Source organism: Streptomyces sp. NPDC056835, assembly GCF_042789485.1.
In the GTDB taxonomy this organism is placed as follows: Bacteria; Actinomycetota; Actinomycetes; order Streptomycetales; family Streptomycetaceae; genus Streptomyces.
Genome location: NZ_JBHUBB010000001.1, coordinates 394872 through 418192 on the forward strand (window position 1 = coordinate 394872; position 23321 = coordinate 418192).

The window sequence follows — 23321 nt, forward strand, 5'->3', positions numbered from 1 at the left end:
CATGGAAATTCTCCAGACCGCCTTTATGCAGCGCGCGCTGATCGCGGCCGTACTGGTCGGCATCACCGCCCCCGCCGTCGGCATCTATCTCGTACAGCGCCGCCAGGCCCTGATGGGCGACGGCATCGGCCATGTCGCGATGACCGGGGTCGGTCTCGGCTTCCTGCTCTCCACCAGCGCGATCTGGACGGCGACGCTGGTCTCGGTCGTCGGCGCCGTCACGATGGAGCTGATCAGGGCGTACGGCCGCACGCGCGGCGACATCGCGCTGGCGATGCTCTTCTACGGCGGTATGGCGGGCGGTGTCCTGCTGATCAACCTCGCGCCGAACGGCTCCACCGGCAGCCTCAGTACGTATCTCTTCGGCTCCCTGTCGACGGTCTCGCCGGCGGACGTGACCGCGATCTCGCTGCTCGCCGCCTTCGTGGTGCTGGTCACGGTGGGGCTGCGGCGGCAGCTCTTCGCGGTCAGCCAGGACGAGGAGTTCGCCCGCGTCACCGGACTGCCGGTGCGGGCGCTGAATCTGCTGATCGCGGTCACGGCCGCGGTGACGGTCACCGTCGCCATGCGAGTGGTGGGGCTGCTGCTGGTCAGCGCGCTGATGGTGGTGCCGGTCGCGGCGGCCCAGCAGATCACCCGGTCCTTCGTGGTCACCTTCGTCCTGTCGGTCGTGATCGGTACGGCGGTGACGCTGGCCGGCACGGTCACCTCGTACTACCAGGACGTACCGCCCGGCGCGACGATCGTGCTCATCGCGATCGGTGTCTTCGTGGTGCTGACCGCTCTCGCGACTCCCCTCGCGAGACGCAGGGCCCGCGCGCTGCGGGCCGCCGAGACCGCGGCCGTACCGGACGCGGCGGCGCCGGACGTGGCAGCGGCGGGCGTGGACGTACCAGCCGCGCGCCGGACCGCGGGCGATGTCACGGTCTGACCATGAGCCGGTCACGAACTGGCAGAATGGCCCGTGGGAAGCGGGCAACGCCCGAGTGATACGGGCAGAGGCAAGGAGGCACCTGTGACGACTGCGCCCAGCGGTGGATCAAGCGCGGCCCCCGTGCGCGGCCGATCGACCCGCCAGCGCGCCGCGGTGGCGGCGGCGCTCGACGAGGTGGATGAGTTCCGCAGCGCGCAGGAGCTCCACGACATGCTCAAACACCGTGGTGACTCGGTCGGTCTGACCACGGTCTATCGCACCCTTCAGTCCCTCGCCGACGCGGGCGAGGTCGATGTGCTGCGGACGAACGACGGCGAGTCGGTCTACCGGCGCTGCTCGACCGGCGACCACCACCACCATCTCGTCTGCCGGGTCTGCGGAAAGGCCGTCGAGGTCGAGGGCCCCGCGGTGGAGCAGTGGGCCGAGACGATCGCCGCGCAGCACGGCTACGTCGGCGTGGCGCACACGGTGGAGATCTTCGGTACGTGTGCGGAGTGCGCGGCGGCGGTCTCGAAGAACTAGACGAGTAAGTCCGCGTCCTGCTTCAGGCGCCTTCGGTCGCCGTACGGGGCCACCATCAGCCCGTACGGCGACCGCGGCGCGTCTCAGTCCTGCTGCTCCGCCTGTTCCAGCTGCTCCTCGTTGGGCAGCGCCCCGCCGAAACGCCGGTCCCTGGACGCGTACTCCAGACAGGCCCGCCACAGATCGCGGCGGTCGAAGTCCGGCCACAGCACGTCCTGGAAGACCATCTCGGCGTAACTGCTCTGCCAGATCAGGTAGTTGGACGTGCGCTGCTCACCGCTGGGGCGCAGGAAGAGATCCACGTCCGGCATGTCCGGGTAGTACAGATACTTGGCGAACGTCTTCTCGTTGACCTTGGACGGGTCGAGCTTGCCGGACGCGACATCGGCGGCGAGCGCCCGCGCGGCGTCCGCGATCTCCGCGCGACCGCCGTAGTTGACGCAGAAGTAGAGCGTCATGGCGTCGTTGTCCTTCGTCTGCTCCTGGGCGACCTGGAGCTCCTGGACGACCGACTTCCACATCTTGGGCATCCGGCCCACCCAGCGGATCCGGATCCCCAGCTCGTCCATCTCGTCGCGGCGGCGCCGGATGACATCGCGATTGAAGTTCATGAGGAAGCGCACCTCGTCGGGGGTCCGCTTCCAGTTCTCGGTGGAGAAGGCGTACAGGGAGAGGTTCTTGACGCCCATCTCCAGACAGCCCTTGAGCACGTCGAGCACGACGCCCTCGCCGACCTTGTGGCCCTCGGTGCGCGGCAGACCGCGCTCCTTGGCCCAGCGGCCGTTGCCGTCCATGACGCAGGCCACGTGCTTCGGGACCAGCTCGCCGGGGATCTTCGGCGGGCGCGCACCGGAGGGGTGCGGTTCCGGCGTCTTGTACTCGCGGCTGGAACGCCCCAGGATTCCGCGTCGTGCCATGCGCTCTCGTCTCCTAGTTTCCTAGTTCTTCTCTACGTATCTGAGCGAGCGCAGCCCGCGCTCCAGGTGCCAGTGCAGATAGGCGGACACCAGTCCGCTGCCCTCCCTGACGTGCCGTGCCTCGCACGCGTCCGCCGTCTCCCAGTCGCCGGTCAGCAGCGCGCTGAGCAGTCCGACGGCCTCAGCCGAGGGTACGACGCTGCCGGGCACCCGGCAGTCGCCACAGATGACGCCACCCGCCGCGACCGAAAAGAAACGATTCGGCCCGTGGAGTCCGCACTTCGCGCAGTCGTCGAAGCTCGGCGCGTAGCCATTGACGGCGAGGGAGCGCAGCAGGAAGGCGTCCAGGATCAGATGGGGCGCGTGCTCCCCGCGCGCGAGCGTACGCAGCCCGCCGACCAGGAGCAGATACTGCTGGACGGCCGGCTCGCCCTCGTGGTCGGTGAACCGCTCGGCGGTCTCCAGCATGGCGGTGCCCGCGGTGTAGCGGGCGTAGTCGGTGACGATGCCGCCACCGTACGGGGCGATGGTCTCGCTCTGCGTGCACAGCGGCAGCCCGCGTCCGACGAGGTCGCTGCCGCGCGCGAAGAACTGCACATCGACATGGGAGAACGGCTCCAGCCGCGCCCCGAACTTCGATTTGGTCCGCCGCACCCCCCGGGCGACGGCGCGGACGCGGCCGTGGCCGCGGGTCAGAAGCGTGATGATGCGGTCGGCCTCACCGAGCTTCTGGGTGCGCAGCACAACGCCGTCGTCCCGGAACAGACTCATGGGGGCCATTCTCCCGCATACGCGGACGCCCCTCCGCCTCCCGCCGCCTCCCCCTCCCGCTCCTCGCGGGCCCTCGCTCCCGGGTCCGGTTCAGGAAGGCGTGCCGGACGCCGCCAGCAGCAGTCGCTCCGTATCGTCCGAGCAGAGCTGGAGCGCGCCGCCGACAATGCTCAGCACCTCGCGCTCCGGCAGGCTGTACTGTCCGTCCGCCACCGCGATCCGCGCGCCCTGGAGGACGATCGACTCCCGGCCCGCCGGGGCCAGATGCGGTGCCAGCGGCTCCAGCGCCTCATGCAGCTCGATGGCGAGCGCCGCGCCGAACGGCCCCGGCTCGATGAGGAAGCGGCCGGTGTCCGCGGCGAGAGCTTCCACGAGATCCGTCAGCCGGTCCTCCGTGCAGTCCTCGAACCCGGCCGCCCGGACGATGAGGACCGCGGTCTCCCTGACCGTGCGCGAGGAGGTGCCACCCGCCGCGAGGACCGCCAGCGCGACCGTGTGCACGGCATCGCGCAGCATCGCGGAGAAGCGGACGGTGGTGGGGTGATCGAGTACGTCCATCCCGAAGTGGGCGTGGCAGGCGGCGCATTCGACGACCGGCCCGGCGCAGCCACGCGGAAGCAGCGGGACCCCGAGCACCGTGAAACGGCGACGGCCCGTACGACGGCGGTAGTTGCGGTCGCCTCCGCAGTCGGGGCAGAAGAACTCCCCGTCACCGACGGTGTTCCAGGACGTACGAATGCCGCAGAAACGCACTTTTCGCCCGCCGGGTCTCTGAGCTGGCAGCACGTCGCGCACCTCCGTAACGCTCCGGCAACGCTTCGTTGCGTTGCGCTCCGCTTCACCTCTGCGCCCTTTCCGGGGTATCCGGATGCAGGGAATCCGGATACAGAGCCGCCGCGTTGACGTGATGTTAGCCACATCGCGCGGGCGCCGTCAGTACCGCGGCGTGAGATCGCCACGACATGGCTGAACCCCGACCACCGTGGCCGGTGATCGGGGTTCGTGAACGCTCAGGTCAGGCCGGGGCCGACGGCCGGATCAGCGGGCCGCGCGGTTCACCGCGGAAATGACCGCCTTGAGTGAAGCGCGGGTGGTGTTCGCATCGATTCCGATGCCCCACAGCACCTTTCCGTCGATCGCGCACTCGATGTACGAGGCGGCCTGCGCGCTCGCGCCCTCACTCATGGTGTGCTCCTGGTAGTCCAGCAGCCGGGCGTCCACCCCGACCGCCGCCAGAGCCTCGAAGAAGGCCGAAATCGGACCGTTGCCGGTACCGGTGAGCACGGTCTCCGTACCGTCCACGACGGCCTGGACGGTCAGCGTGTCCTTGCCGTCCGTGTCGGTCGTGGTCTGGCCGGAGCGCAGCTGGAGCCTGCCCCACGCGTTGTCCGGGTTGGGCAGGTACTCGTCCCGGAAGACCGACCAGATCTGGCCGGGCGTGACCTCGCCGCCCTCGGCGTCGGTCTTGGCCTGGATGATCCGGGAGAACTCGATCTGCATCCGGCGCGGCAGGTCCAGCTTGTGGTCGTTCTTCAGTACGTACGCGATCCCGCCCTTGCCGGACTGCGAGTTGACCCGGATGACCGCCTCGTACGAACGGCCCACGTCCTTCGGGTCGATCGGCAGATACGGCACGGCCCACTCGATCTCGTCGACCGGCTTGCCCTGCGCGGCGGCGTCGGCCTCACGCGCGTCGAATCCCTTCTTGATGGCGTCCTGGTGGGAGCCGGAGAAGGAGGTATAGACCAGATCGCCCGCGTAGGGGTGGCGCGGGTGGATCTCCATCTGGTTGCAGTACTCGCTGGTACGACGGATCTCGTCGATCTGCGAGAAGTCGATCTGCGGGTCGACGCCCTGCGAGAAGAGGTTCATGCCCAGCGTCACCAGGTCGACGTTGCCGGTGCGCTCGCCCTGCCCGAACAGACAGCCCTCGATACGGTCCGCCCCGGCCATGAGCGCCAGTTCGGCGGCGGCGACGGCCGTACCGCGGTCGTTGTGCGGGTGCACGGACAGGCACACGTTCTCGCGGCGGGAGAGATGGCGCGACATCCACTCGAAGCGGTCCGCGTGCGTGGACGGGGTCGAACGCTCCACCGTGGCGGGCAGGTTGAGGATGATCTCGCGGCCGGCCTCGGGCTGCCAGACGTCCATGACGCCTTCACAGACCTCCAGCGCGAAGTCCAGCTCGGTGTCGGTGAAGATCTCCGGGCTGTACTGGTAGCCGAAGACGGTCTCAGGGCCGAGGATCTTCTCCGCGTACTCCATCACCAGCCGGGTGCCGTCCACGGCGATCTGCTTGACCTGCTCCTTCGTACCGCGGAAGACGACCTTGCGGAAGGTGGGAGCGGTGGCGTTGTACAGATGGACGGTCGCGCGGTGGGCGCCGCGCAGCGCCTCGACGGTGCGCTCGATCAGCTCCTCGCGGGACTGGGTCAGGACGGAGATCGTCACGTCCTCGGGGATCGCGCCCTCTTCGATGATCGACCGTACGAACGCGAAGTCGGTCTCACCGGAGGACGGGAAGCCGACCTCGATCTCCTTGTAGCCCATGCGGACCAGCAGATCGAACATCTCGCGCTTGCGGACCGGTGACATGGGGTCGATCAGGGCCTGGTTGCCGTCGCGCAGATCGGTGGAGAGCCAGCGGGGGGCGACGGTGATCCGGTTGTCCGGCCAGGTGCGGTCGGGGATCTCCACCGCCTCGTAGCGGCCGTACTTGTGGATCGGCATCCCGGACGGCCGCTGGGTGTGGGTCGCGTTGGTGATGGGCGTGGCGCGACCGACGGAAGAATCAGACATTGCGCAGGGCTCCTCGTGTGTCCACTGGGGGTGGCCGACGGGCGTGATCGCCGCAACGCCAGACTCCGCGGGGAGGGGGTCGGCCTACGACTACAGACCCTCGCCGCGGCAGCTAAGGAGAAGCAGCCCGAAACGCATGATGTGAGGCAGCCTAGCCGAGCGGTGCCGGACGCGCGGGTCCGTATCAGAATGCGGGATCGGATAAGTAAAGACCGAACCGCCGCGAATCACTCCATCTCAGCAATTCCTGTCGCGATGAGTGACAGAGGGGTGACGCACTGCCACCGTGCTCGTATGAACGCCATCGCTCCCGTCTTCTGCACCATTGTGCCGCCCCATGTCCTCGACAAGCTCGCCCAGGCCGAGGACCCCCGTCTCTCCGGGCCCGCCCGCCGCACGCTGGAGGTGGACTCCGCCCACCGCACCCGCCGCCGGATCACCGGTCTCCGCGCCATCGACCCGCCCACGGCCGCCGCCACCGGAAACCCGCACCGCACCCTCCACGACTGCGAGCACCGCACCACGCTGCCGGGAAGGAAGGTGCGCGGCGAGGGCGACGCGCCCGGCCGCGACGCCACGGTCAACCGCGCGTACAGCGGTCTCGGCGCCACGTTCGAGCTGCTGCGGTCGGCGTACGGACGCGACTCGCTCGACGGCGCCGGGCTGCCACTGGTCGCCAGCGTCCACTACGACGAGGGGTACGCGAACGCCTTCTGGGACGGCGAACAGATGGTCTTCGGCGATGGTGACGGCGAGGTCTTCCTCGATTTCACGCTGCCCGTCGATGTGATCGGCCACGAGCTGGCGCACGGCCTCACCCAGTACACCGCCAACCTCGACTACCAGGGGCAGCCGGGCGCCCTCAACGAGTCCGTCTCGGACGTCTTCGGCTCGCTGGTCAAGCAGTACACCCTGGACCAGACCGCCGACCGGGCCGACTGGCTGATCGGCGCGGGCCTGCTCGCTCCCGGGGTCACCGGAGAGGCGCTGCGCTCCATGAAGGCGCCGGGCACCGCGTACGACGACGATGTCCTCGGCAAGGACCCGCAGCCCGCCACCATGGCCGGCTTCGTACGGACGAACCAGGACAACGGCGGGGTCCACATCAACTCCGGCATCCCCAATCACGCCTTCTATCTGCTGGCCGCGGCGCTCGGCGGAAAGGCGTGGGAGCGGGCGGGACAGATCTGGTTCGACGTGCTGACCGGCGGCGAGCTGGCGGCCGACGCGCAGTTCGCGGAGTTTGCCCGGCTGACCGTCGCGGCGGCGCGTTCCCGCTTCGGGGACGGCGCGGAGCTGGAGGCGGTGACCAAGGCGTGGTCCCAGGTCGGGGTCCCCGCGGTGTGAAGCACCAGGTGTGGCACGAGCGGCGGCTACCGCCGCCGCCCGTCACGTACTAGACAGGACCCATGCGTATCCAAGTACGGCGCACAGGCGGCTTCGCGGGCATCGAGCGCAGGGCCGAGATCGATACCTCGGGCCTGCGCGATGCCGGTGACTGGCGGGAACTGGCCGAGCGGGCGACGGCGGACGGCGCGGACACACCGTCCCCCGGCGTACCGGACGGCTACCACTACGTGATCACCATCGATGACCACGCGGTCCATTGCGCGGACCCGGGGCTGACGGACGCGCAGCGCGCGCTGATCTCGCGGGTGCTCAAGGAAGGCGCTTAGGCCGCGCTCAGGCAGCGCTTGGGCCGCGCTCAGGCCCTGTCCGGACGAGAGCCTGTCGTCCGGATCACGCCGGGCAGGTCGACCGACACCTCCAGCCCGCCCGGTTCGAGCGGCGCCGCGCCGAGCGTGCCGTTGTGGGCGCGGACGATGGACTGGACGATGGCGAGACCGAGGCCGTATCCGGCCGGACGGCCGGCGGAACCCCCCTTCCGGGTGTCCAGGCGGTGGAAGGGCTCGAAGGCGCGGTCGACCGCGCCCTGGTCCAGACGCGGACCGGAGTTGCGTACGGTGAGGGTCACCCGGCCGTCCTCCGGCCGCTCCAGGGTGAGCGTCGCGGTGCCACCGCGGTGGTTGTGTCTGAGGGCGTTGTCGATCAGGTTGCCGATGAGTTGCCGCAGCAGGGTCCGGTCTCCCCTCACCGGGGCCTCGCCGATCGGCCCGGTGAGGTCCACACCGGCCTCGCGCGCCTGCGGGCCGGCCTGGACGCAGAGTTCCCGCGCCATCTCACCCAGGTCGACCGGCTCCTGGGCGATCGCTCCGTGATCGGCCCGGGCCAGGGTCAGCAGGGCCTCGGTGATCTCGGTGGAGCGCTTGTTGAGGATGAGCAGCCGGTCCCCGGCGGCCCGCAACTCGTCCGGTTCCGGTGAGGCGAGCGCCACTTGGAGGATGGTCCGCATGCTCGCCAGCGGGGTGCGCAGCTCGTGCGAGGCGTTCGCCGCGAACCGCCGCTGGGCCTGGAACGCCTGGTCGAGGCGGCGCAGCATGGAGTTGAAGGTGCCGGCGAGTTCCCTGATCTCGTCCTGCGGTCCGGCCAGGACGATGCGCTCGTGCAGCGTGGAGTCGGCGATGCCCCGCGCCGTGGCCGTGATCTGCTGGAGCGGCGCCAGCATCCGGCCGGCGACGAACCAGCCGACGACGACGGAGAGCAGCAGCACGAGCAGAAAGAGGACGGCGCTGAAGACAAGGAGCGCCTGGAGGAAGTCGGCCTTCGTGGCCACCCGCATCGACAGCAGACCTTGGGTGGGCTTGGCGTCGTACGAGACGGTGCCCGCCGAATCCGGGGTGGGGGGGACGGGTTTCACCGGCGGGTTGAAGGCGCTGTCGAATGTCTCGCCGACCGTCGAGGTCAGGGGTATGGAGTAGCTCGGGCCGTACCTCATGAAGAAGTACAACAGCCCGACCATGACCACGGCCGATGCCGCGAACAGTGCCGCGTACGTGAAGGTGAGCCGGGCGCGCATGGTCACCCGGGCACGGGTGGGGAAGATCTTCACAAGGAATGCCCCAGGTAGTAGCCGGCCCCGGTCCGGTTGTGGAGGAGGGCCGGCTCGCCGAGTTTGCGGCGCAGGGTGGACACGGTGACGCGCACCGCCTGGGTGAAGGGGTCCGCGTGCTGGTCCCACGCCTTCTCCAGCAGCGTCTCGGCGCTCACCACACCTCCTTGAGCGGTCATGAGCAGGTGGAGGACGGCGAATTCCTTGCGGGTCAGCCGCAGATACCGGCCGTCGCGGTACGCCTCACGGCGGAAGGGGTCCAGCCGTATGCCGCAGTGGTCGAGTACGGGCGGCGGCGGTGCGCCCGACCTGCGGTGCAGGGCGTGCAGCCGGGCGACGAGTTCGGGGAAGTCGAACGGCTTGGGAAGGTAGTCGTCCGCGCCCAGGCGCAGTCCGTCGACGCGGTCGTCGAGGGAGGACGCGGCGGTCAGCATGAGGACCCGTACGGAGCGGTGGTCCTCGGTGATGCGCCGGCACACCTCGTCGCCGTGCACACCGGGCAGGTCACGGTCCAGGACGACCAGGTCGTAGTCGTGACACCTGAGCTGCTCCAGGGCCGTCTCCCCGTCGGCCGCGTGGTCGACGGCTATGGCCTCCCGGCGCAGACCGGTCACCAGAGCCTGCGCCATGAACGACTCGTCCTCGACAATCAGCACACGCACGTGCGCTCCTCCCTGTACCGCCCCCGATGTGGTGATGTGCGTCGGGCGGCAGCGGCCCGAGTCCGGATGTCCTCACGGCGACCCTCATGAGGAAGGGCCGCCGGGGCAGTGTTGGTTATGGGGCGGCCAGGGCGACCGTCGGAGGGGTGCGTGCCGCCCGCAGGGCCGGATACAGCCCCGCCACCGCTCCGATAAGGGCTGTCGCGCCGACACCCGCGGCCAGTGCGGCGAAAGGAACCGCGGTGGGCCAGCCCTGGCTCAGAGCATAACCCGCGGTCACGACCGTGCCGAGGGCCGCTCCGCCCAGCCCGCCGAGGCAGGACAGGAGCAGTGCCTCCACGAGGAACTGCCGGGAGATGTGCCGCCGCGCCGCGCCCAGCGCGCGTCGCAGCCCGATCTCGCCACGTCGTTCCATGACCGCGATGACCATGGTGTTGGCCACGCCGATCCCGCCGACGAGCAGGGCCACCGCCCCCAGACCGACGAGCAGCCCGGTGAACGAGGAGTCCGCGGCCTGTCGGGCCTTCAGCGCGTCCGACGGCCGGCTGACGGTGACGTACTGGGGGTTCTCCGGGTTGGCGGCGCGCGGCAGCAGCCTGCGTACCTTCTCCACGATCTCGTCGGCGGAGCGCTCGTACACCATGGTGGGACGGCCGTCGAAGCCCAGCAGGCGTGCGGCCGCGGTGTTGTTGACGAGCACGGCCGTGTCGAGCTCGGGGGCCAGGGGTACCGGATCGAGGACGCCGAGCACGGTGAAGTACCGGTCGCCGACCCATACGCGTTCACCGGCGTCCGTGACTCCCAGCCGGGACGCCGCGCGGTGGCCGAGGACGGTCGTCGGATAGCGGTCGGGGGCCCGGTTCAGCCAGCCTCCCCGGCCCATGGTCGCCTTCAGGGTTCTGAGCAGCCGGGTGTCGGTGGCGAGTACGGCCAGTTCGTTCGTCTCCGCAGGATCGACACGTGGATTGCGATAGGCGTCCACGTCCTCAAGCTTTCCCGTTCCGCTGACGGAGTCCACGCCGTCGGCGCGGGCCATGGTCGGCACCGCGGTCACGGGCAGCGGGACGATTTTTCCTGTTTCGGGGTCCTGGCCCGGCTCCACCGTCAGCATGTTGGTGCCGAGCTTGTCCAGTTGAGCGTCGAGATAGGCCCGGCTGGAGGCGGAGATGCCGATGACGGCGATCATCGCGGCGATACCGATGGCGATACCGGCGGCGGAGAGCACGGCGCGCAGCGGCCGGGTACTGAGTCCGTTGGCACCGAGCCGCAGCAGATCCCCGCCCCGCAGGCGCGAGCGTCCGGTGGCGTCGCGGTTCATCCGAGCTCCTTGGCCGGTCGTGGTTGGATCGCGGGGGCTGCGGCGTCCTCCACGAGCCGTCCGTCGCGCATGACCAGCCGGCGCGGCAGGCTCGCCGCCAGCTCGGTGTCGTGGGTGATGACCACGACGGTGGTACCGGAGTCGTGCAACTCGCGCAGCAGTCGAACGACCATGGCGCCGGAACGGGTGTCCAGTGCCCCGGTCGGCTCGTCCGCCAGCAGGATCGCCGGATCGCCCACCACGGCGCGGGCTATGGCCACCCGCTGCCGTTCGCCGCCGGACAGCTCGTGGGGCCGGTGATGCAGGCGGTGGCCGAGACCGACCCGGTGCAGGGCGGCGGCGGCGCGCTCCCGGCGTCGGCGCCGGGGCAGGCCCGTGTACAGCAGGCCGTCGGCGACGTTGTCCAGGGCCCGGGTGCCGTTGGAGAGGTGGAACTGCTGGAAGACGAAGCCGATGCGATGCGCGCGCAGCGCCGACAGCCGGCGGTCGTCGAGCCGGTCCACCCGCTTCCCGTCCACCACGACGCGGCCCGAGGTGGGACGGTCCAGGGTGCCGATCAGATTGAGCAGGGTCGACTTGCCGGAACCGGAGGGTCCGACGACGGCGACCAGTTCACCGGGCGCGATGGCCGTCGTCACCCCCGTCAGCGCGTGCACCCGGTGCGGTCCTTTGCCGTAGGAGCGGCCGGCCTCGGTCAGGCTCACCACGGGAACCGGTGAGCCGGTCGCGAGCCGCCCGTCGTCCTGGAGAAGGGCGGTCACAGCCTGGGCACCCCCACACGCACGCCTTCCTCGATGCCGGGGCCGCTGACCTCTGCCCGTCCGTTCCCGAACGCTCCCGTCGTCACCGCGACCCGGCGCGTCCTGCCGTCCTTCACCAGCTGCACCGAGTAGCCGCCGCCGTCAGCCGGAATGAGTGCCGTGACCGGTACGGAGAGTACGTCCTCGGCCTCCGTCCGCGTCAGCAGCACCACGACGTCCGCGCTCTGAAGCTTCTCAAGCGTCTTCGCGGAATCCGGCTCCACGGTGATCGGGACGACCTTCTTGTTCTCCTCGGCGACCTTCTCGGCGCCGACGGAGGAGACGGTTCCCTTCATCCGTCTGCCGTCGAGGAGTTCGATCTCCGCCTTCGCGCCCTTGACGGCCAGATCCTGTTCCTCGGAAGGAACCTCCGCCGACACCCGCTGACGGAATCCGGTGACCCGCAGCACCTCCTGGTCGGGCGCGACCGAGTCACCCGACCGCGCCGTGGTGCTCGCGATCCGCAGCGGCCCCGGGGCGAAGACCACCCGGCCCAGCTCGATCTCGCCGCTCTGCTTCAGACCGTTGTTCTTCTGCCAGCGTTTCACCGCGGCCTCGGTCTTCTCGGTGAACTCCTCGTCCACGGTGAAATCGGTGTAGCCGAGTTCCGCGAGGTTCTCCTCCAGCATGCGGACGTCTTCACCGTCCGGCATGGCCGACTTGAAGGCCCGCCATGCCGGGAGGGAGCCGCGCAGCAGGAACACGGGGGTGTCGTTGACGGCATAGAGGCGCTTCCCCTGTGTGACGAGGGTGTTCGCCGACGGCACCCATGTGACGATGCCCTTGAGATGGTTCTTGACGGCGCGGGAGCCGGAGAACTGCACCGAGCCCGTCGCGCGCACCTCGGAGACCAGATCACCCCGGGTGATCCTCTCCGTGCTGGGAGGCAGCCGCTCCCTCGGCGGCGGGGACTGTTCGGGGGCGGTGGCCCGTACGTAGGCCACGCCGGCGAGCGACGTCGCCAGCACGGCTCCCACCGCGACGGCGACGAGAACCCCGCGGCGCCGGCCTCCGCGACGCCTCCGACGTGGTGGTCCGTCGTCCGCCCCGGCGGGGAGCAGCGGCGGGACGGCCGTGCCGGGACCCTCCCGCGTCACTGACCCATCACCCCCTCGACGTAATCGTCGAGGGCCTTGCCAGTCGGCTTGCAGGCCTTCTTGGCCTTGTTGAGTACGGGGTTGTTCAACTCGGGAGTGACCGCGATGTTGTCGCCCTTGGGCTTCTTCATCTCCCAGCCGTTCTCGCGCAGGCACTTCTGGTTCTTGAGAAAGAGCTCCTGGAACTTGGGGTCGTCCTTGAACTCACCACCACCGGCCCGCGCCTGCGAACCGGGCGCCTCGCCGCATTCCTTCTTGGCCTTGTCCAGGACGGACCGCGGGACTCCGGTCGGCAGCTGCGGTACCCCACCCGGCTCCGGGTCCGCGACATCGACACCGTTCTTCCGCATGCACCCCGCGTACGTGACACCGGATGCCCCGGAGGATCCGTCAGCCGCGGACGACCCGTCCGATCCAGAAGATCCAGAAGATCCGGACGACCCGGATGACCCCGAAGACGCGGAATCCCCCGTCGAGCTCCCGCCCGCGGCGGGCTTCTCCTGACCGCCGCAGGCAACCGCGCCCGCCCCCAGCAGCACAACCGCCGCTGTGGTGGCGAAGCCACGGCGCCAGGCGTGAACCGACGATTTCATGAGCGCCTCCATGAGCAGGCTCCTCTCCGGGAGCCGCGAAGTGAGAAGTTGGCGCGACCGGTACCGGGCCGCCGGGGGGAAAGCGAGCGCCCGGCAACCGGTCACGAGCGCAATTCCAGCGGATCACCCATTGCGTGCTGGTGAGGGATTTTCCTTACCTTTACGCAACATGCCCCCAGGCGTGGTCGAGGAGGCTCTCGACCACGCCCGGGGGCATGGGTACGGGAAGGAGGTCACCGGGCAGCGCGTCGCTTGTGCGGGCGGTGAAGGGGGGCGCGCAGGGGGGCGTGTCCGGGACGCAGAGCGTGATTTGTGGCGCGCGACCGCCCGTTTCCTGACTGTGGCCCGTTACGCGCCGTAAATCATGCGGTCCCCGGCGCGAGCCCGGAGCGCCACCCGGCGACAACCCGCACCGCACCACCGGCCCCAGCCGAAACGCACCCCGGGCAACGCGAGTGAGGCGCCGGTCAGAACCCGAGCTTGCGCAGCTGCTTCGGGTCGCGCTGCCAGTCCTTGGCGACCTTCACATGCAGGTCGAGGTAGACGGGGGTGCCGAGCAGCGCCTCGATGTGCTTGCGGGACTTCGTCCCGACCTCCTTGAGACGCTTGCCCTTCGGGCCGATGATGATGCCCTTCTGGCTGGGGCGCTCGATATAGACGTTCGCGTGGATGTCCAGCAGCGGCTTGTCCGCCGGGCGGTCCTCGCGCGGCAGCATCTCCTCGACGACGACCGCGATCGAGTGCGGCAGCTCGTCCCGTACGCCTTCCAGCGCGGCCTCGCGGATCAGCTCGGCGACCATGACCTGCTCGGGCTCGTCGGTGAGGTCGCCCTCCGGGTAGAGCGGCGGGCTCTCCGGGAGGAGCGGGACGAGCAGATCGGCGAGCAGGCCGACCTGCTGGTCGCCGACCGCCGAGACCGGGACGATCTCCGCCCACTCCAGGCCGAGTTCCTTGCCGAGCTGGTCGATCGCGATGAGCTGTTCGGCCAGCGTCTTGGAGTCGACAAGGTCCGTCTTGGTGACGACGGCGACCTTCGGCGTCTTCTTGATCGCGGCCAGTTCCTTGGCGATGAACCGGTCGCCGGGGCCGAGCTTCTGGTCGGCGGGCAGACAGAAGCCGATCACGTCGACCTCGGCCCAGGTCGTCCGTACGACATCGTTGAGACGCTCACCGAGCAGCGTGCGCGGCTTGTGCAGGCCCGGGGTGTCGACCAGGATCAGCTGCGCCTCGGGCCGGTGCACGATGCCGCGCACGGTGTGGCGCGTGGTCTGCGGCCGGTTGGAGGTGATGGCCACCTTCTGGCCGACCAGAGCGTTCGTGAGGGTGGACTTGCCCGCGTTGGGGCGGCCGACGAAGCAGGCGAAGCCGGCCCGGTGGGGGGCTTCGGTTGCCTCGGGTGAAGTCTCGGGCGAAGAGGTACGAGCGCTCATGGCGCCCATTGTCCCCGATCGTTTACCTCGCGCCGACCAGACAGCCCCACACGGCCGCTGTGCCGCCACTTTCCACGCACTGATCGCGCGCCCGGGGGCCCGCCGCTCAGCCGGCCGTAACGGTCACCCGGAGCGTGCCGTCCGGCCCCGCCACCAGGACCGGGGTCGCGGGCCCGCCGAGGTCGCGTACGGCCGCGCGGTCCTCGTCCGACACGCTCTGCTCCGCCGTGACCACGGCCGCCGCCTCCAGCGAGGTGGCACCACTGGCCACGGCCATCGCGACCGCCGTACGCAGCGCGCTGAGCTTGAGCGAGTCCAGCCGCACGCTGCCGGCGACATACGTACGCCCGGTCTCGTCCCGTACCGCCGCGCCCTCGGGCACGCCGTTACGCGCGCGGGCGCTGCGGGCGAGCGTAATGATCTTGCGGTCCTCGGCGGAGACGCCGGTGCCGGGGTCGGTGCTCTCAGTCATACGCCGAGCATAGGCATCACGGCCACCACGCCCTTCAACGGGCTATGCCAGGGCGCGGTCTTCGGGAACGGCCCGGGAACGGACGCCCGCAGGTCCTGGGCCGTCGCGGTCAGGGCCGGTCCAGTCTGAGTCGTTCCCGCTTCGGGAGGCCCGCCACCACCAGGTCGTACGAGTCCTCGATCAGCTCCCGCACCATCCGGGCCGGCAGCGGGCCGACCGTCACCGTGTTCCAGTGGCGTTTGTTGAGGTGCCAGCCCGGGACGATTTCCGGGTGGGTCTCGCGGAGGCGGATCGCTTCCTCCGGGTCGCACTTGAGGGAGACCTTCAGCGGGCGGTCCTCCAGGGAGCAGATCGCGAAGATCTTCGCGGCGACCCTGAAGACGGTGATACCCGGGTTGCGCGGGAACGGGACGTCCGAGGATGTTCCGTTCAGTGCCAGGCAGCACGACGTCAGCTCCGCCGGGGTCACGACGTCTGGGCTTCCTTCCGCACCGGTTCCGCGAGGACCGTGACGATCTTGTTCCGGCGGCCGGCCGGGGATTCGGCCGTGAGCCGGAGCGTGCGGCCGTCCGGCAGGTCGACGCTGGCTGTGGCGCCGGCGATCGGGACGCGGCCCAGGGCCTTCGCCAGGAGGCCGCCGACGGTCTCCACGTCCTCGTCGTCGTACTCGTCCAGCCCGAACAGCTCCCCGAGGTCACCGATGTCCAGCCGGGCCGTGACGCGGTACGAGCCGTCGCCCAGCTCCTCGACCGGCGGGAGCTCGCGGTCGTACTCGTCGGTGATCTCGCCGACGATCTCCTCCAGGATGTCCTCGATCGTGACGATGCCGGCCGTGCCGCCGTACTCGTCGATCACGACCGCCACATGGCTGCGCTCCTGCTGCATCTCGCGCAGCAGATCGCCCGCGTTCTTCGTGTCGGGCACGAAGGCGGCGGGGCGCATCGCCGTGGAGACCAGATCGGCTTCGGAGTCCCGGTTGATATGGGTTTTCCTGACCAGGTCCTTGAGGTAGACGATGCCGACGATGTCGTCCTCGTTCTCCCCCGTCACCGGGATACGGGAGAAGCCGGAGCGCAGCGCCAGCGTGAGCGCCTGACGGATCGTCTTGTACCGCTCGATGCAGACCAGGTCCGTACGCGGGACCATGACCTCCCGTACGAGGGTGTCGCCCAGCTCGAAGACGGAGTGCACCATCCGGCGCTCGTCGTCCTCGATAAGGGACTCCGACTCGGCGAGGTCGACCATCGCCCGCAGTTCGGCCTCGCTGGCGAACGGTCCCTTGCGGAAGCCCTTGCCGGGGGTGAGCGCGTTGCCCAGCAGGATCAGCAGCTGGGGGATCGGGCCCATGATCCTGGCGAGCGGCAGCAGCACATACGCCGAGGCCGTCGCCGTGTTCAGCGGATGCTGGCGGCCGATCGTACGGGGCGAGACTCCCACCGCGACGTACGAGACGAGCACCATCACGCCGATGGCGACGACCAGCGCCGCCCAGGTCTCCTTGAACTCCTTCAGGCAGACGTAGGTGACAAGCACCCCGGCCGCCATCTCGCAGGCGACCCGTACCAGCAGGGCCACATTCAGATAGCGCGTCGGGTCGGCGGCGACCTGTGCCAGCTTGGCCGCGCCCCGGCGCCCCGAGCGGACGGCCTCGGCCGCCCGGAAGCCGGCGACCCGGGCGAGGCCCGCCTCGGCGGAGGCCGCCAGCCAGGCCACGACGACCAGGGCGACCGCTCCGACGATCAGTTGCGCGGTCATGAGACGGTCGGCGCGGGCGACGGGCCCGTGAGCCCCTGCTCGGACCGCCAGCCGTCGACGATGGCCGCCTGGAGGCCGAACATCTCGGCGCGCTCGTCCGGCACTTCGTGGTCGTAGCCGAGGAGATGCAGCACACCGTGGACGGTGAGCAGTTGAAGCTCCTCGTCCATGGAGTGCTGCGTCGGGGCCTCCTCGCCCTGCTTCTTCGCCACCTCGGGACAGAGCACGATGTCACCGAGGAGGCCCTGCGGGGGCTCCTCGTCGTCCTTGACCGGCGGACGCAGCTCGTCCATCGGGAAGGACATGACATCCGTCGGGCCCGGCAGATCCATCCACTGGATGTGCAGCTGTTCCATCGCGGCCTCGTCCACCACGATCACCGACAGTTCGGAGAGCGGGTGGATACGCATCCTCGTGAGCGCGTAGCGGGCGACGTCGAGGATCGCCTGCTCGTCGACCTCGGTGCCTGACTCGTTGTTGACGTCGATCGACATGGTGCGCGGTCGCTCTACTTCCCGTTTTGGCTGTCGTACTGTTCGTACGCGTCGACGATACGGCCGACGAGCTTGTGCCGTACGACATCCTGGGATGTGAGCCGGGAGAAGTGAATGTCGTCGACGCCGTCCAGGATGTCCTGGACCTGGCGCAGACCGCTCTTCGTGCCGCCCGGCAAGTCGACCTGGGTGATGTCGCCGGTGATGACGATCTTCGAATCGAAGCCGAGCCGGGTCAGGAACATCTTCATCTGCTCGGTGCTGGTGTTCTGCGCCTCGTCGAGGATGATGAACGCGTCATTGAGCGTCCTTCCCCTCATATACGCCAGCGGCGCCACCTCGATCGTGCCCGCCGCCATCAGACGCGGGATCGAATCGGGGTCGAGCATGTCGTGCAGCGCGTCGTAGAGCGGCCGCAGATACGGGTCGATCTTCTCGTAGAGCGTGCCGGGCAGGAAACCGAGCCGCTCGCCCGCCTCGACCGCGGGCCTGGTCAGGATGATCCGCGTGACCTGCTTGGACTGCAGGGCCTGGACCGCCTTGGCCATGGCGAGATAGGTCTTGCCGGTACCGGCGGGACCGATGCCGAAGACGATCGTGTGCTTGTCGATCGCGTCGACATACCGCTTCTGGTTGAGGGTCTTGGGGCGGATCGTCCGGCCGCGGCTGGACAGGATGTTCTGGGTGAGCACCTCGGCGGGCGTCTCGGGACCGTCCGCTCCGCCGTTCTCGCTCGCCCTGAGCATGGCGATCGAACGTTCCACTGCGTCCTCCGTCATCGGCTGACCGGTGCGGAGCACCAGCATCATTTCGTCGAACAGGCGTTGGACCATCGCGACATCCGCCGCGCTGCCGGTCGCACTGATCTCGTTTCCCCGGACATGGATGTCCGCGGCCGGGAACGCCTTCTCGATCACCCGCAGGAGGGTGTCTCCGGAGCCCAGGACCGTCACCATGGGGTGCTTGGCCGGAACGGTCCACTGGGCACGTGCCTGCCCCGACGCGGGGGTTTGGACTGTAGGTGTCTGAGTCATGGGCCGGCGCTGTGGCCTGCACATACCTCCCGTTGCAGGGTTCTCGCTGCTCGACAACCTCTGGGGTACCAGCGTACGACCCCGCACTGACAAGGCCCTAGGGCTTTTCCATGTGCCGTTGGCAAAGCCCGCGGGTCCGGCCGGCGAACCCGTCGGTGCCGCCGACGAAACACGCCCGGCGAAGCACGCCCGGCTCGGACCCGGCTCGGACCCCGGCTCGGACCCGCCCGGCTCAGGCCGAGCGGCCGAAGCCGATGGTCGGTACGGCCCTGCGCAGCGGCCACGGCCTGCTCGGCGCGGGCAGCAGCTCCTCCAGGAAGGCGTAGCGCCGCAGCGCCGCCGGGTCCTGGTCCGGGGAGGTCCGTACGTACTGCCACCAGGTCGCGACCTCCGACCAGCCGGGCGCGGAGAGCGAGCCGCCGAACTCCTGGACCGAGAGCGCGGCGGTCAGCCCCGCGAAGGCCAGCCGGTCCGCGAGCGGCCAGCCGGCGAGCGTGCCGGTGACGAATCCGGCCACGAAGACATCGCCCGCGCCCGTCGGATCAAGGGCCTCCACCGCGATCGCCGGGACCTCGGCGGTCTCCCCGGTGGCGCCGTCCACCGCGTACGCGCCGTCCCCGCCGAGCGTGACGACGGCCAACGGCACCCGCTCGGCGAGCACGCGCGCGGCGGCCCTGGGGCAGTCGGTACGGGTGTAGCGCATCGCCTCCTCGGCGTTGGGCAGGAACGCCTCGCAGTGCTCCAGATCGGCCAGTCCCGCCAGATCCCAGCGGCCGGTCTCGTCCCAGCCGACATCGGCGAAGATGCGCGCTCCGTGGCGGGCGGCGCGGGCGATCCACTCGTCGCGGCGGCCGGGGGTGAGCGCGGCGACGGCGGCGCGGGCGCGCGGCGGGCACTCGGGCAGGGCCCCTTCGGGCGGCGGGGCCTCGTGGCCGTGCGAGACCATCGTGCGCTCGTCCTCGTACGCCATCGAGACGGTGACCGGCGAGTGCCAGCCGGGGACCGTCCGTGACCGGGACAGATCGATGCCCTCGCCCTGCTCCAGCGCGTCCCAGCAGTACTCGCCGTAGTGGTCGTCGCCGAAGGCCGCCGCGAGTGAGGTGTGCAGGCCGAGGCGGGCCAGGGCGGTGGCCATATTGGCGATCCCGCCGGGGCTCGACCCCATGCCCCGCGCCCAGGACTCCGTGCCGCGTACGGGCGCGCTGTCCAGCCCGGTGAAGATGATGTCGAGGAAGACCGTGCCCGTCAGATACACATCGCAGTCGGGATCGTCCGGGGCGCGCACGGCGCGCAGCGGGTCGATATGGGCGGAGTGTTCCTGCGGGTCTCCGTTGGATGTGATCACGGCGGGCTCCCGGTCGCGTGCGGATCCGGACAGTCTGCCCGATCGGCCGGGCGCGGGCGGGCGGTCCCGCCGCGGCGGAGCGGTTCTCAGCGGGAACGCTTGGGCAGCGGTACCCGTACGAGGTCGGCCGCGACCGTCAGTTCGCCCTCGAATCCCGCCGCGCGTGCCTGCCGCTCGAACTCGTCCGGGTCGCCGTAGCGCTGCGAGAAGTGTGTGAGCACCAGATGCCCCACGCCCGCGTCCCGCGCGGCCCGCGCCGCCTGGCCGGCGGTGAGATGGCCGTGGTCGGTGGCCAGCCGCTCGTCGCCGTCGAGGAAGGTCGACTCGATGACCAGCAGATCGCACCCCTCGGCCAGCGCGTGCACGCCGTCGCAGAGCCGGGTGTCCATGACGAAGGCGAACCGCTGTCCCCGGCGCGTCTCACTGACCTCCGCCAGCGTGACGCCGTTCAGCACGCCCTCGCGCTGGAGCCGGCCGATGTCCGGGCCCGCGATGCCGTGCGCGGCCAGCCGCGCCGGGTCCATGCGGCGCCCGTCGGGCTCGGTGAGGCGGTAGCCGTACGACTCGACGGGGTGGGAGAGCTTGTGCGCCTCCAAGGTGTACGCGGGGGTACGCGCGAGCACGCCGTCGCCGGTGACCGGCGCTTCGGTCAGCTCGACGGACTCGCGGTAGGCCGTGGCGTACCGCAGCCGTTCGAAGAAGCCCTGCCCGCTCGCCGGGTAGTGCGCCGTGATCTCGTGCGGCACCTGGTCGAGATTGATGCGCTGGATGACCCCGGCCAGTCCGAGTGAGTGATCGCCGTGGAAGTGCGTGACACAGATGCGGTTGATGTCGTGCGCGGCGACCCCGGCGCGCAGCATCTGGCGCTGGGTGCCCTCGCCCGGGTCGAAGAGCAGGCCCTCGCCGTCCCAGCGCAGCAGATAGCCGTTGTGGTTGCGATGGCGGGTGGGCACCTGGCTCGCGGTGCCCAGCACGACCAGTTCCCGTACGGACAAGACGCCTACCCGGGGGGCCAGTTGAAGCCGCGTCCGCCCAGGACATGGGCGTGCGCGTGGAAGACGGTCTGGCCCGCGCCCGCGCCCGTGTTGAAGACGATCCGGTAGCCGCTGCCGTCGGTCTTGTCGCCGACGGCGACCGCGGCGGCCTCGCGCAGCACATCGGCGGCGATCGTGGGCTCCGCCGCGGCGAGGGTGCCCGCGTCCGGGGAGTGCACCCGCGGGATGACCAGGACATGGGTCGGGGCCTGCGGGTTGATGTCACGGAAGGCGAGGGTGGTCTCGGTCTCGCGGACGACGGTGGCCGGTACGTCCCCCGAGACGATCTTGCAGAACAGGCAGTCGGCCTGTGGTTCTCCCGCCATGGTCCGGGCCTCCTCGACACCACTGGTGATCAGTTGAGTACGTCGCATGCTATCCGGTGCGGTCGGGGCCCGAGGCCGTCACCACCCACGGCCCGGCGGCCCGTCACCATCCATGGCCAGGCGGCCCGTCACCGCCCATGCCAGGCGGCCCGTCAGGACCAGCGGCCGGTGCGGCCGAGCAGGAGCGCCGTGGCCGCCGTCCCCGCGGTGGAGGTGCGCAGTACGCTGCGGCCCAGCCGGTACGGCCGCGCGCCCGCCTCCGCGAAAGCCGTCAACTCCTGCGGGGACACGCCCCCTTCCGGCCCCACGACCAGCACGATCCGGCCCTCCGTGGGCAGCGGCGCGGTGGCCAGCGGCTCGCTGCCTTCCTCGTGCAGTACGGCGGCGAAGTCCGCGTCCGCGAGCAGCGCCGCGACCTGCTTGGCCGACAGCGCGTCGGTGACCTCGGGGAAGCGGAGCCTGCGCGACTGCTTGCCCGCCTCGCGCGCCGTGGCCCGCCACTTGGCGAGCGCCTTGGCGCCGCGCTCGCCCTTCCACTGCGTGATGCAGCGCGCGGCCTGCCAGGGCACGATCGCGTCGACACCGGTCTCGGTCATCGTCTCGACGGCCAGTTCCCCGCGATCGCCCTTGGGCAGCGCCTGGACGACGGTGATCAGGGGCGTGGGCTCCGGCTCGGTGCGTACCTCGGTGACGGCGACGTCCAGCCGGTCCTTGCCCTCGACCGCCGCGACCGTCCCGTGGGCGCCGGTGCCCGCGCCGTCCGTCAGGACGATCTCCTCGCCGACGCGCAGCCGCCGTACGGAGACGGCGTGCCGCCCCTCGGGGCCGTCCAGCGTGACCGTACCGGCCCGCAGTCGGCCGCCCTCTACGACGAAGACAGGAGCGGTCACGAGACGTTGCCCAGACCCGGCATCAACGAGGCGCGGGTCGCTTCGAGTTCACCGTTCAGCACCTCGACCAGCTGTCCGGCCGGCAGATCGCGGGCCATCCGGTGGCCCTGTCCCGCCCAGAGCGCCATGCCCTGCGCGTCGCCCACCTTGGCGGCGGCCTTGCGCAGCCCGGAGGTGAGGTGGTGGATCTCCGGGTAGGCGGGCGGGGCGTACGGGCCGTGCTCACGCATGAAGCGGTTCACGAGGCCGCGCGCGGGGCGCCCGGAGAACGCCCGGGTCAGCTCGGTCCGTACGAACAGCGGATTGGTCATGGCCTGCTTGTGCAGTGCGTTCGCCCCGGACTCCGGGCACACCAGGAACGCCGTACCGAGCTGCGCCGCGTCCGCGCCCGCCGCGAGCACCGCCGCGATCTGGGCCCCGCGCATCAGCCCGCCGGCGGCGATCACCGGGAGCTCCACGGCCTCCTTGACCTGGGTCACCAGCGAGAGCAGCCCGATCCCCGCGCCGTCGGTGGCCGGATCGTCGCGGTGCGTGCCCTGGTGGCCGCCGGCCTCGATGCCTTGGACGCAGATGGCGTCGGCGCCGGACCACTGCGCGGTCTGGGCCTCCTCGGGGGTGGTGACCGTGACCACGGTGTACGTTCCGGCCTGGGCGAAGGCGTCGAGTGTCGTCCTGGTCGGGCAGCCGAACGTGAACGACACGACGGGCACCGGGTCGTCGAGCAGTATCGCCAGCTTCGCCTCGTAGCCGTCGTCCCGTCCGGCGTCGGGATCGCCGAGGGGCGTCTCGTACCAGGTCGCCTCACCGGCGAGCTGGTTGCGGTAGACCTCCACGGCCGCGTGGTCGGCGTAGCGCGGCTGCGGCATGAAGAGGTTGATGCCGAAGGGCCGGCCGGTCAGCCCGCGCAACTGTTTGACCTCTTCGTACATGCCGTCCGCCGTTTTGTACCCGGCGGCGAGGAACCCGAGACCGCCGGCCTCGGAGACGGCCGCGGCCAGCTGCGGGCAGGAGGCGCCGCCCGCCATGGGGGCCTGCACGATCGGATACCGGCAGAGATCGGTCAGTGCGGAGGACATGCAGGCATCGTGCCATGCCTTGTATGACAGCTACGAATCGGTGCCGCGTCGGGCATGTGACAGAGGAATGCGCGGCGGATCACGGGCGTCACGCCGGGGGAC

The 23321-nt window shown here is 70.3% G+C and carries 25 protein-coding genes; 4 read left to right on the top strand and 21 right to left on the bottom strand.

The window, feature by feature from the left end; genetic code table 11:
- The first annotated feature begins 1 nt into the window (after window position 1).
- Together ACFRMN_RS01795 and ACFRMN_RS01800 are read left to right on the top strand one after the other, a co-directional pair.
- Window positions 2-931, top strand: coding sequence for a metal ABC transporter permease (locus ACFRMN_RS01795; RefSeq protein WP_383011682.1), 930 nt, complete (start codon window positions 2-4; stop codon window positions 929-931).
- 84 nt (window positions 932-1015) lie between these two features.
- Entirely contained in the window at window positions 1016-1456 is a 441-nt protein-coding gene (locus tag ACFRMN_RS01800) for a Fur family transcriptional regulator (RefSeq protein WP_383011685.1), read from the top strand.
- Between the two features lie 83 nt (window positions 1457-1539).
- On the opposite strand, the gene ACFRMN_RS01805 is transcribed toward ACFRMN_RS01800, so the two are convergent.
- From ACFRMN_RS01805 to leuA, 4 genes are all read right to left on the bottom strand, one after another.
- A complete protein-coding gene (locus ACFRMN_RS01805; protein WP_383011688.1) occupies window positions 1540-2373 on the bottom strand; it encodes an isoprenyl transferase in 834 nt (277 codons plus the stop codon).
- A 21-nt stretch (window positions 2374-2394) separates the two neighbouring features.
- A complete protein-coding gene (gene recO / locus ACFRMN_RS01810) occupies window positions 2395-3144 on the bottom strand; it encodes a DNA repair protein RecO (RefSeq protein WP_383011691.1) in 750 nt (249 codons plus the stop codon).
- 90 nt (window positions 3145-3234) lie between these two features.
- A complete protein-coding gene (locus ACFRMN_RS01815) occupies window positions 3235-3930 on the bottom strand; it encodes a TerB family tellurite resistance protein (protein ID WP_383011693.1) in 696 nt (231 codons plus the stop codon).
- Window positions 3931-4182: 252 nt separating this feature from the next.
- Window positions 4183-5943 (bottom strand): 2-isopropylmalate synthase, encoded by a 1761-nt coding sequence (gene leuA, locus ACFRMN_RS01820; protein ID WP_383011696.1) that lies wholly within the window; start codon window positions 5941-5943, stop codon window positions 4183-4185.
- A 294-nt stretch (window positions 5944-6237) separates the two neighbouring features.
- On the opposite strand from leuA, the gene ACFRMN_RS01825 reads away from it, so the two are divergent.
- Window positions 6238-7290, top strand: a complete 1053-nt coding sequence (locus tag ACFRMN_RS01825; RefSeq protein WP_383011699.1) for a M4 family metallopeptidase — start codon at window positions 6238-6240, stop codon at window positions 7288-7290.
- Window positions 7291-7352: 62 nt separating this feature from the next.
- Window positions 7353-7619, top strand: coding sequence for a protealysin inhibitor emfourin (locus tag ACFRMN_RS01830; RefSeq protein ID WP_383011702.1), 267 nt, complete (start codon window positions 7353-7355; stop codon window positions 7617-7619).
- 29 nt (window positions 7620-7648) lie between these two features.
- On the opposite strand, the gene ACFRMN_RS01835 is transcribed toward ACFRMN_RS01830, so the two are convergent.
- The 17 genes from ACFRMN_RS01835 to ACFRMN_RS01915 all read right to left on the bottom strand — a co-directional run bounded on the left by ACFRMN_RS01835 (window position 7649) and on the right by ACFRMN_RS01915 (window position 23219).
- Window positions 7649-8893: a sensor histidine kinase gene (locus ACFRMN_RS01835; RefSeq protein ID WP_383011705.1), complete on the bottom strand. Its 1245-nt coding sequence runs from the start codon at window positions 8891-8893 to the stop codon at window positions 7649-7651.
- On the bottom strand, window positions 8890-9555 hold the full coding sequence (locus ACFRMN_RS01840) for a response regulator transcription factor (RefSeq protein ID WP_383011708.1): 666 nt from the start codon (window positions 9553-9555) through the stop codon (window positions 8890-8892). Before ACFRMN_RS01840 ends, ACFRMN_RS01835 begins: the two co-directional genes overlap by 4 nt.
- 115 nt (window positions 9556-9670) lie before the next feature.
- The gene (locus ACFRMN_RS01845; protein ID WP_383011710.1) at window positions 9671-10873 is read right to left on the bottom strand and encodes an ABC transporter permease; all 1203 of its coding nucleotides are present in this window, start codon (window positions 10871-10873) and stop codon (window positions 9671-9673) included.
- Complete coding sequence (locus ACFRMN_RS01850) at window positions 10870-11580, bottom strand: ABC transporter ATP-binding protein (RefSeq protein WP_383012039.1); 711 nt, start codon at window positions 11578-11580, stop codon at window positions 10870-10872. Before ACFRMN_RS01850 ends, ACFRMN_RS01845 begins: the two co-directional genes overlap by 4 nt.
- 50 nt (window positions 11581-11630) lie before the next feature.
- A complete protein-coding gene (locus tag ACFRMN_RS01855; protein ID WP_383011713.1) occupies window positions 11631-12641 on the bottom strand; it encodes an efflux RND transporter periplasmic adaptor subunit in 1011 nt (336 codons plus the stop codon).
- Between the two features lie 125 nt (window positions 12642-12766).
- Window positions 12767-13120 (bottom strand): hypothetical protein, encoded by a 354-nt coding sequence (locus ACFRMN_RS01860; RefSeq protein ID WP_383011716.1) that lies wholly within the window; start codon window positions 13118-13120, stop codon window positions 12767-12769.
- A 710-nt stretch (window positions 13121-13830) separates the two neighbouring features.
- On the bottom strand, window positions 13831-14802 hold the full coding sequence (gene era, locus ACFRMN_RS01865; RefSeq protein ID WP_383011719.1) for a GTPase Era: 972 nt from the start codon (window positions 14800-14802) through the stop codon (window positions 13831-13833).
- 97 nt (window positions 14803-14899) lie between these two features.
- On the bottom strand, window positions 14900-15265 hold the full coding sequence (locus ACFRMN_RS01870; RefSeq protein WP_383011722.1) for a cytidine deaminase: 366 nt from the start codon (window positions 15263-15265) through the stop codon (window positions 14900-14902).
- Between the two features lie 109 nt (window positions 15266-15374).
- A complete protein-coding gene (locus tag ACFRMN_RS01875; protein WP_383011724.1) occupies window positions 15375-15734 on the bottom strand; it encodes an MmcQ/YjbR family DNA-binding protein in 360 nt (119 codons plus the stop codon).
- Entirely contained in the window at window positions 15731-17020 is a 1290-nt protein-coding gene (locus ACFRMN_RS01880) for a hemolysin family protein (RefSeq protein WP_383011727.1), read from the bottom strand. The genes ACFRMN_RS01875 and ACFRMN_RS01880 overlap by 4 nt, the downstream gene beginning before the upstream one ends.
- Window positions 17017-17514, bottom strand: a complete 498-nt coding sequence (gene ybeY / locus ACFRMN_RS01885) for an rRNA maturation RNase YbeY (RefSeq protein ID WP_383011729.1) — start codon at window positions 17512-17514, stop codon at window positions 17017-17019. The genes ACFRMN_RS01880 and ybeY overlap by 4 nt, the downstream gene beginning before the upstream one ends.
- Before the next feature lie 14 nt (window positions 17515-17528).
- Entirely contained in the window at window positions 17529-18548 is a 1020-nt protein-coding gene (locus tag ACFRMN_RS01890; protein WP_383011732.1) for a PhoH family protein, read from the bottom strand.
- 232 nt (window positions 18549-18780) lie between these two features.
- Complete coding sequence (locus ACFRMN_RS01895; RefSeq protein WP_383011735.1) at window positions 18781-19893, bottom strand: carbohydrate kinase family protein; 1113 nt, start codon at window positions 19891-19893, stop codon at window positions 18781-18783.
- 86 nt (window positions 19894-19979) lie between these two features.
- Window positions 19980-20888 carry a ribonuclease Z gene (locus ACFRMN_RS01900; protein ID WP_383011738.1) on the bottom strand — a complete coding sequence of 303 codons (909 nt, stop codon included), beginning with the start codon at window positions 20886-20888 and terminating at the stop codon, window positions 19980-19982.
- A 5-nt stretch (window positions 20889-20893) separates the two neighbouring features.
- Window positions 20894-21253: a histidine triad nucleotide-binding protein gene (locus ACFRMN_RS01905; protein WP_383012042.1), complete on the bottom strand. Its 360-nt coding sequence runs from the start codon at window positions 21251-21253 to the stop codon at window positions 20894-20896.
- 152 nt (window positions 21254-21405) lie between these two features.
- Window positions 21406-22143 (bottom strand): 16S rRNA (uracil(1498)-N(3))-methyltransferase, encoded by a 738-nt coding sequence (locus ACFRMN_RS01910; RefSeq protein WP_383011742.1) that lies wholly within the window; start codon window positions 22141-22143, stop codon window positions 21406-21408.
- Complete coding sequence (locus ACFRMN_RS01915; protein WP_383011745.1) at window positions 22140-23219, bottom strand: nitronate monooxygenase; 1080 nt, start codon at window positions 23217-23219, stop codon at window positions 22140-22142. Before ACFRMN_RS01915 ends, ACFRMN_RS01910 begins: the two co-directional genes overlap by 4 nt.
- Between the last annotated feature and the right edge of the window lie 102 nt (window positions 23220-23321).

Bases quoted from the DNA above. Each gene is read 5' to 3' on its own strand.
- ACFRMN_RS01830 (WP_383011702.1), top strand. From the start codon at position 7,353: ATGCGTATCCAAGTACGGCGCACAGGCGGCTTCGCGGGCATCGAGCGC.
- recO (WP_383011691.1), bottom strand. From the start codon at position 3,144: ATGAGTCTGTTCCGGGACGACGGCGTTGTGCTGCGCACCCAGAAGCTC.
- ybeY (WP_383011729.1), bottom strand. From the start codon at position 17,514: ATGTCGATCGACGTCAACAACGAGTCAGGCACCGAGGTCGACGAGCAG.
- ACFRMN_RS01870 (WP_383011722.1), bottom strand. From the start codon at position 15,265: ATGACTGAGAGCACCGACCCCGGCACCGGCGTCTCCGCCGAGGACCGC.
- ACFRMN_RS01905 (WP_383012042.1), bottom strand. From the start codon at position 21,253: ATGGCGGGAGAACCACAGGCCGACTGCCTGTTCTGCAAGATCGTCTCG.
- ACFRMN_RS01805 (WP_383011688.1), bottom strand. From the start codon at position 2,373: ATGGCACGACGCGGAATCCTGGGGCGTTCCAGCCGCGAGTACAAGACG.
- ACFRMN_RS01825 (WP_383011699.1), top strand. From the start codon at position 6,238: ATGAACGCCATCGCTCCCGTCTTCTGCACCATTGTGCCGCCCCATGTC.
- leuA (WP_383011696.1), bottom strand. From the start codon at position 5,943: ATGTCTGATTCTTCCGTCGGTCGCGCCACGCCCATCACCAACGCGACC.
- ACFRMN_RS01880 (WP_383011727.1), bottom strand. From the start codon at position 17,020: ATGACCGCGCAACTGATCGTCGGAGCGGTCGCCCTGGTCGTCGTGGCC.
- ACFRMN_RS01860 (WP_383011716.1), bottom strand. From the start codon at position 13,120: ATGCGGAAGAACGGTGTCGATGTCGCGGACCCGGAGCCGGGTGGGGTA.
- era (WP_383011719.1), bottom strand. From the start codon at position 14,802: ATGGGCGCCATGAGCGCTCGTACCTCTTCGCCCGAGACTTCACCCGAG.
- ACFRMN_RS01795 (WP_383011682.1), top strand. From the start codon at position 2: ATGGAAATTCTCCAGACCGCCTTTATGCAGCGCGCGCTGATCGCGGCC.
- ACFRMN_RS01890 (WP_383011732.1), bottom strand. From the start codon at position 18,548: ATGACTCAGACACCTACAGTCCAAACCCCCGCGTCGGGGCAGGCACGT.
- ACFRMN_RS01915 (WP_383011745.1), bottom strand. From the start codon at position 23,219: ATGTCCTCCGCACTGACCGATCTCTGCCGGTATCCGATCGTGCAGGCC.
- ACFRMN_RS01845 (WP_383011710.1), bottom strand. From the start codon at position 10,873: ATGAACCGCGACGCCACCGGACGCTCGCGCCTGCGGGGCGGGGATCTG.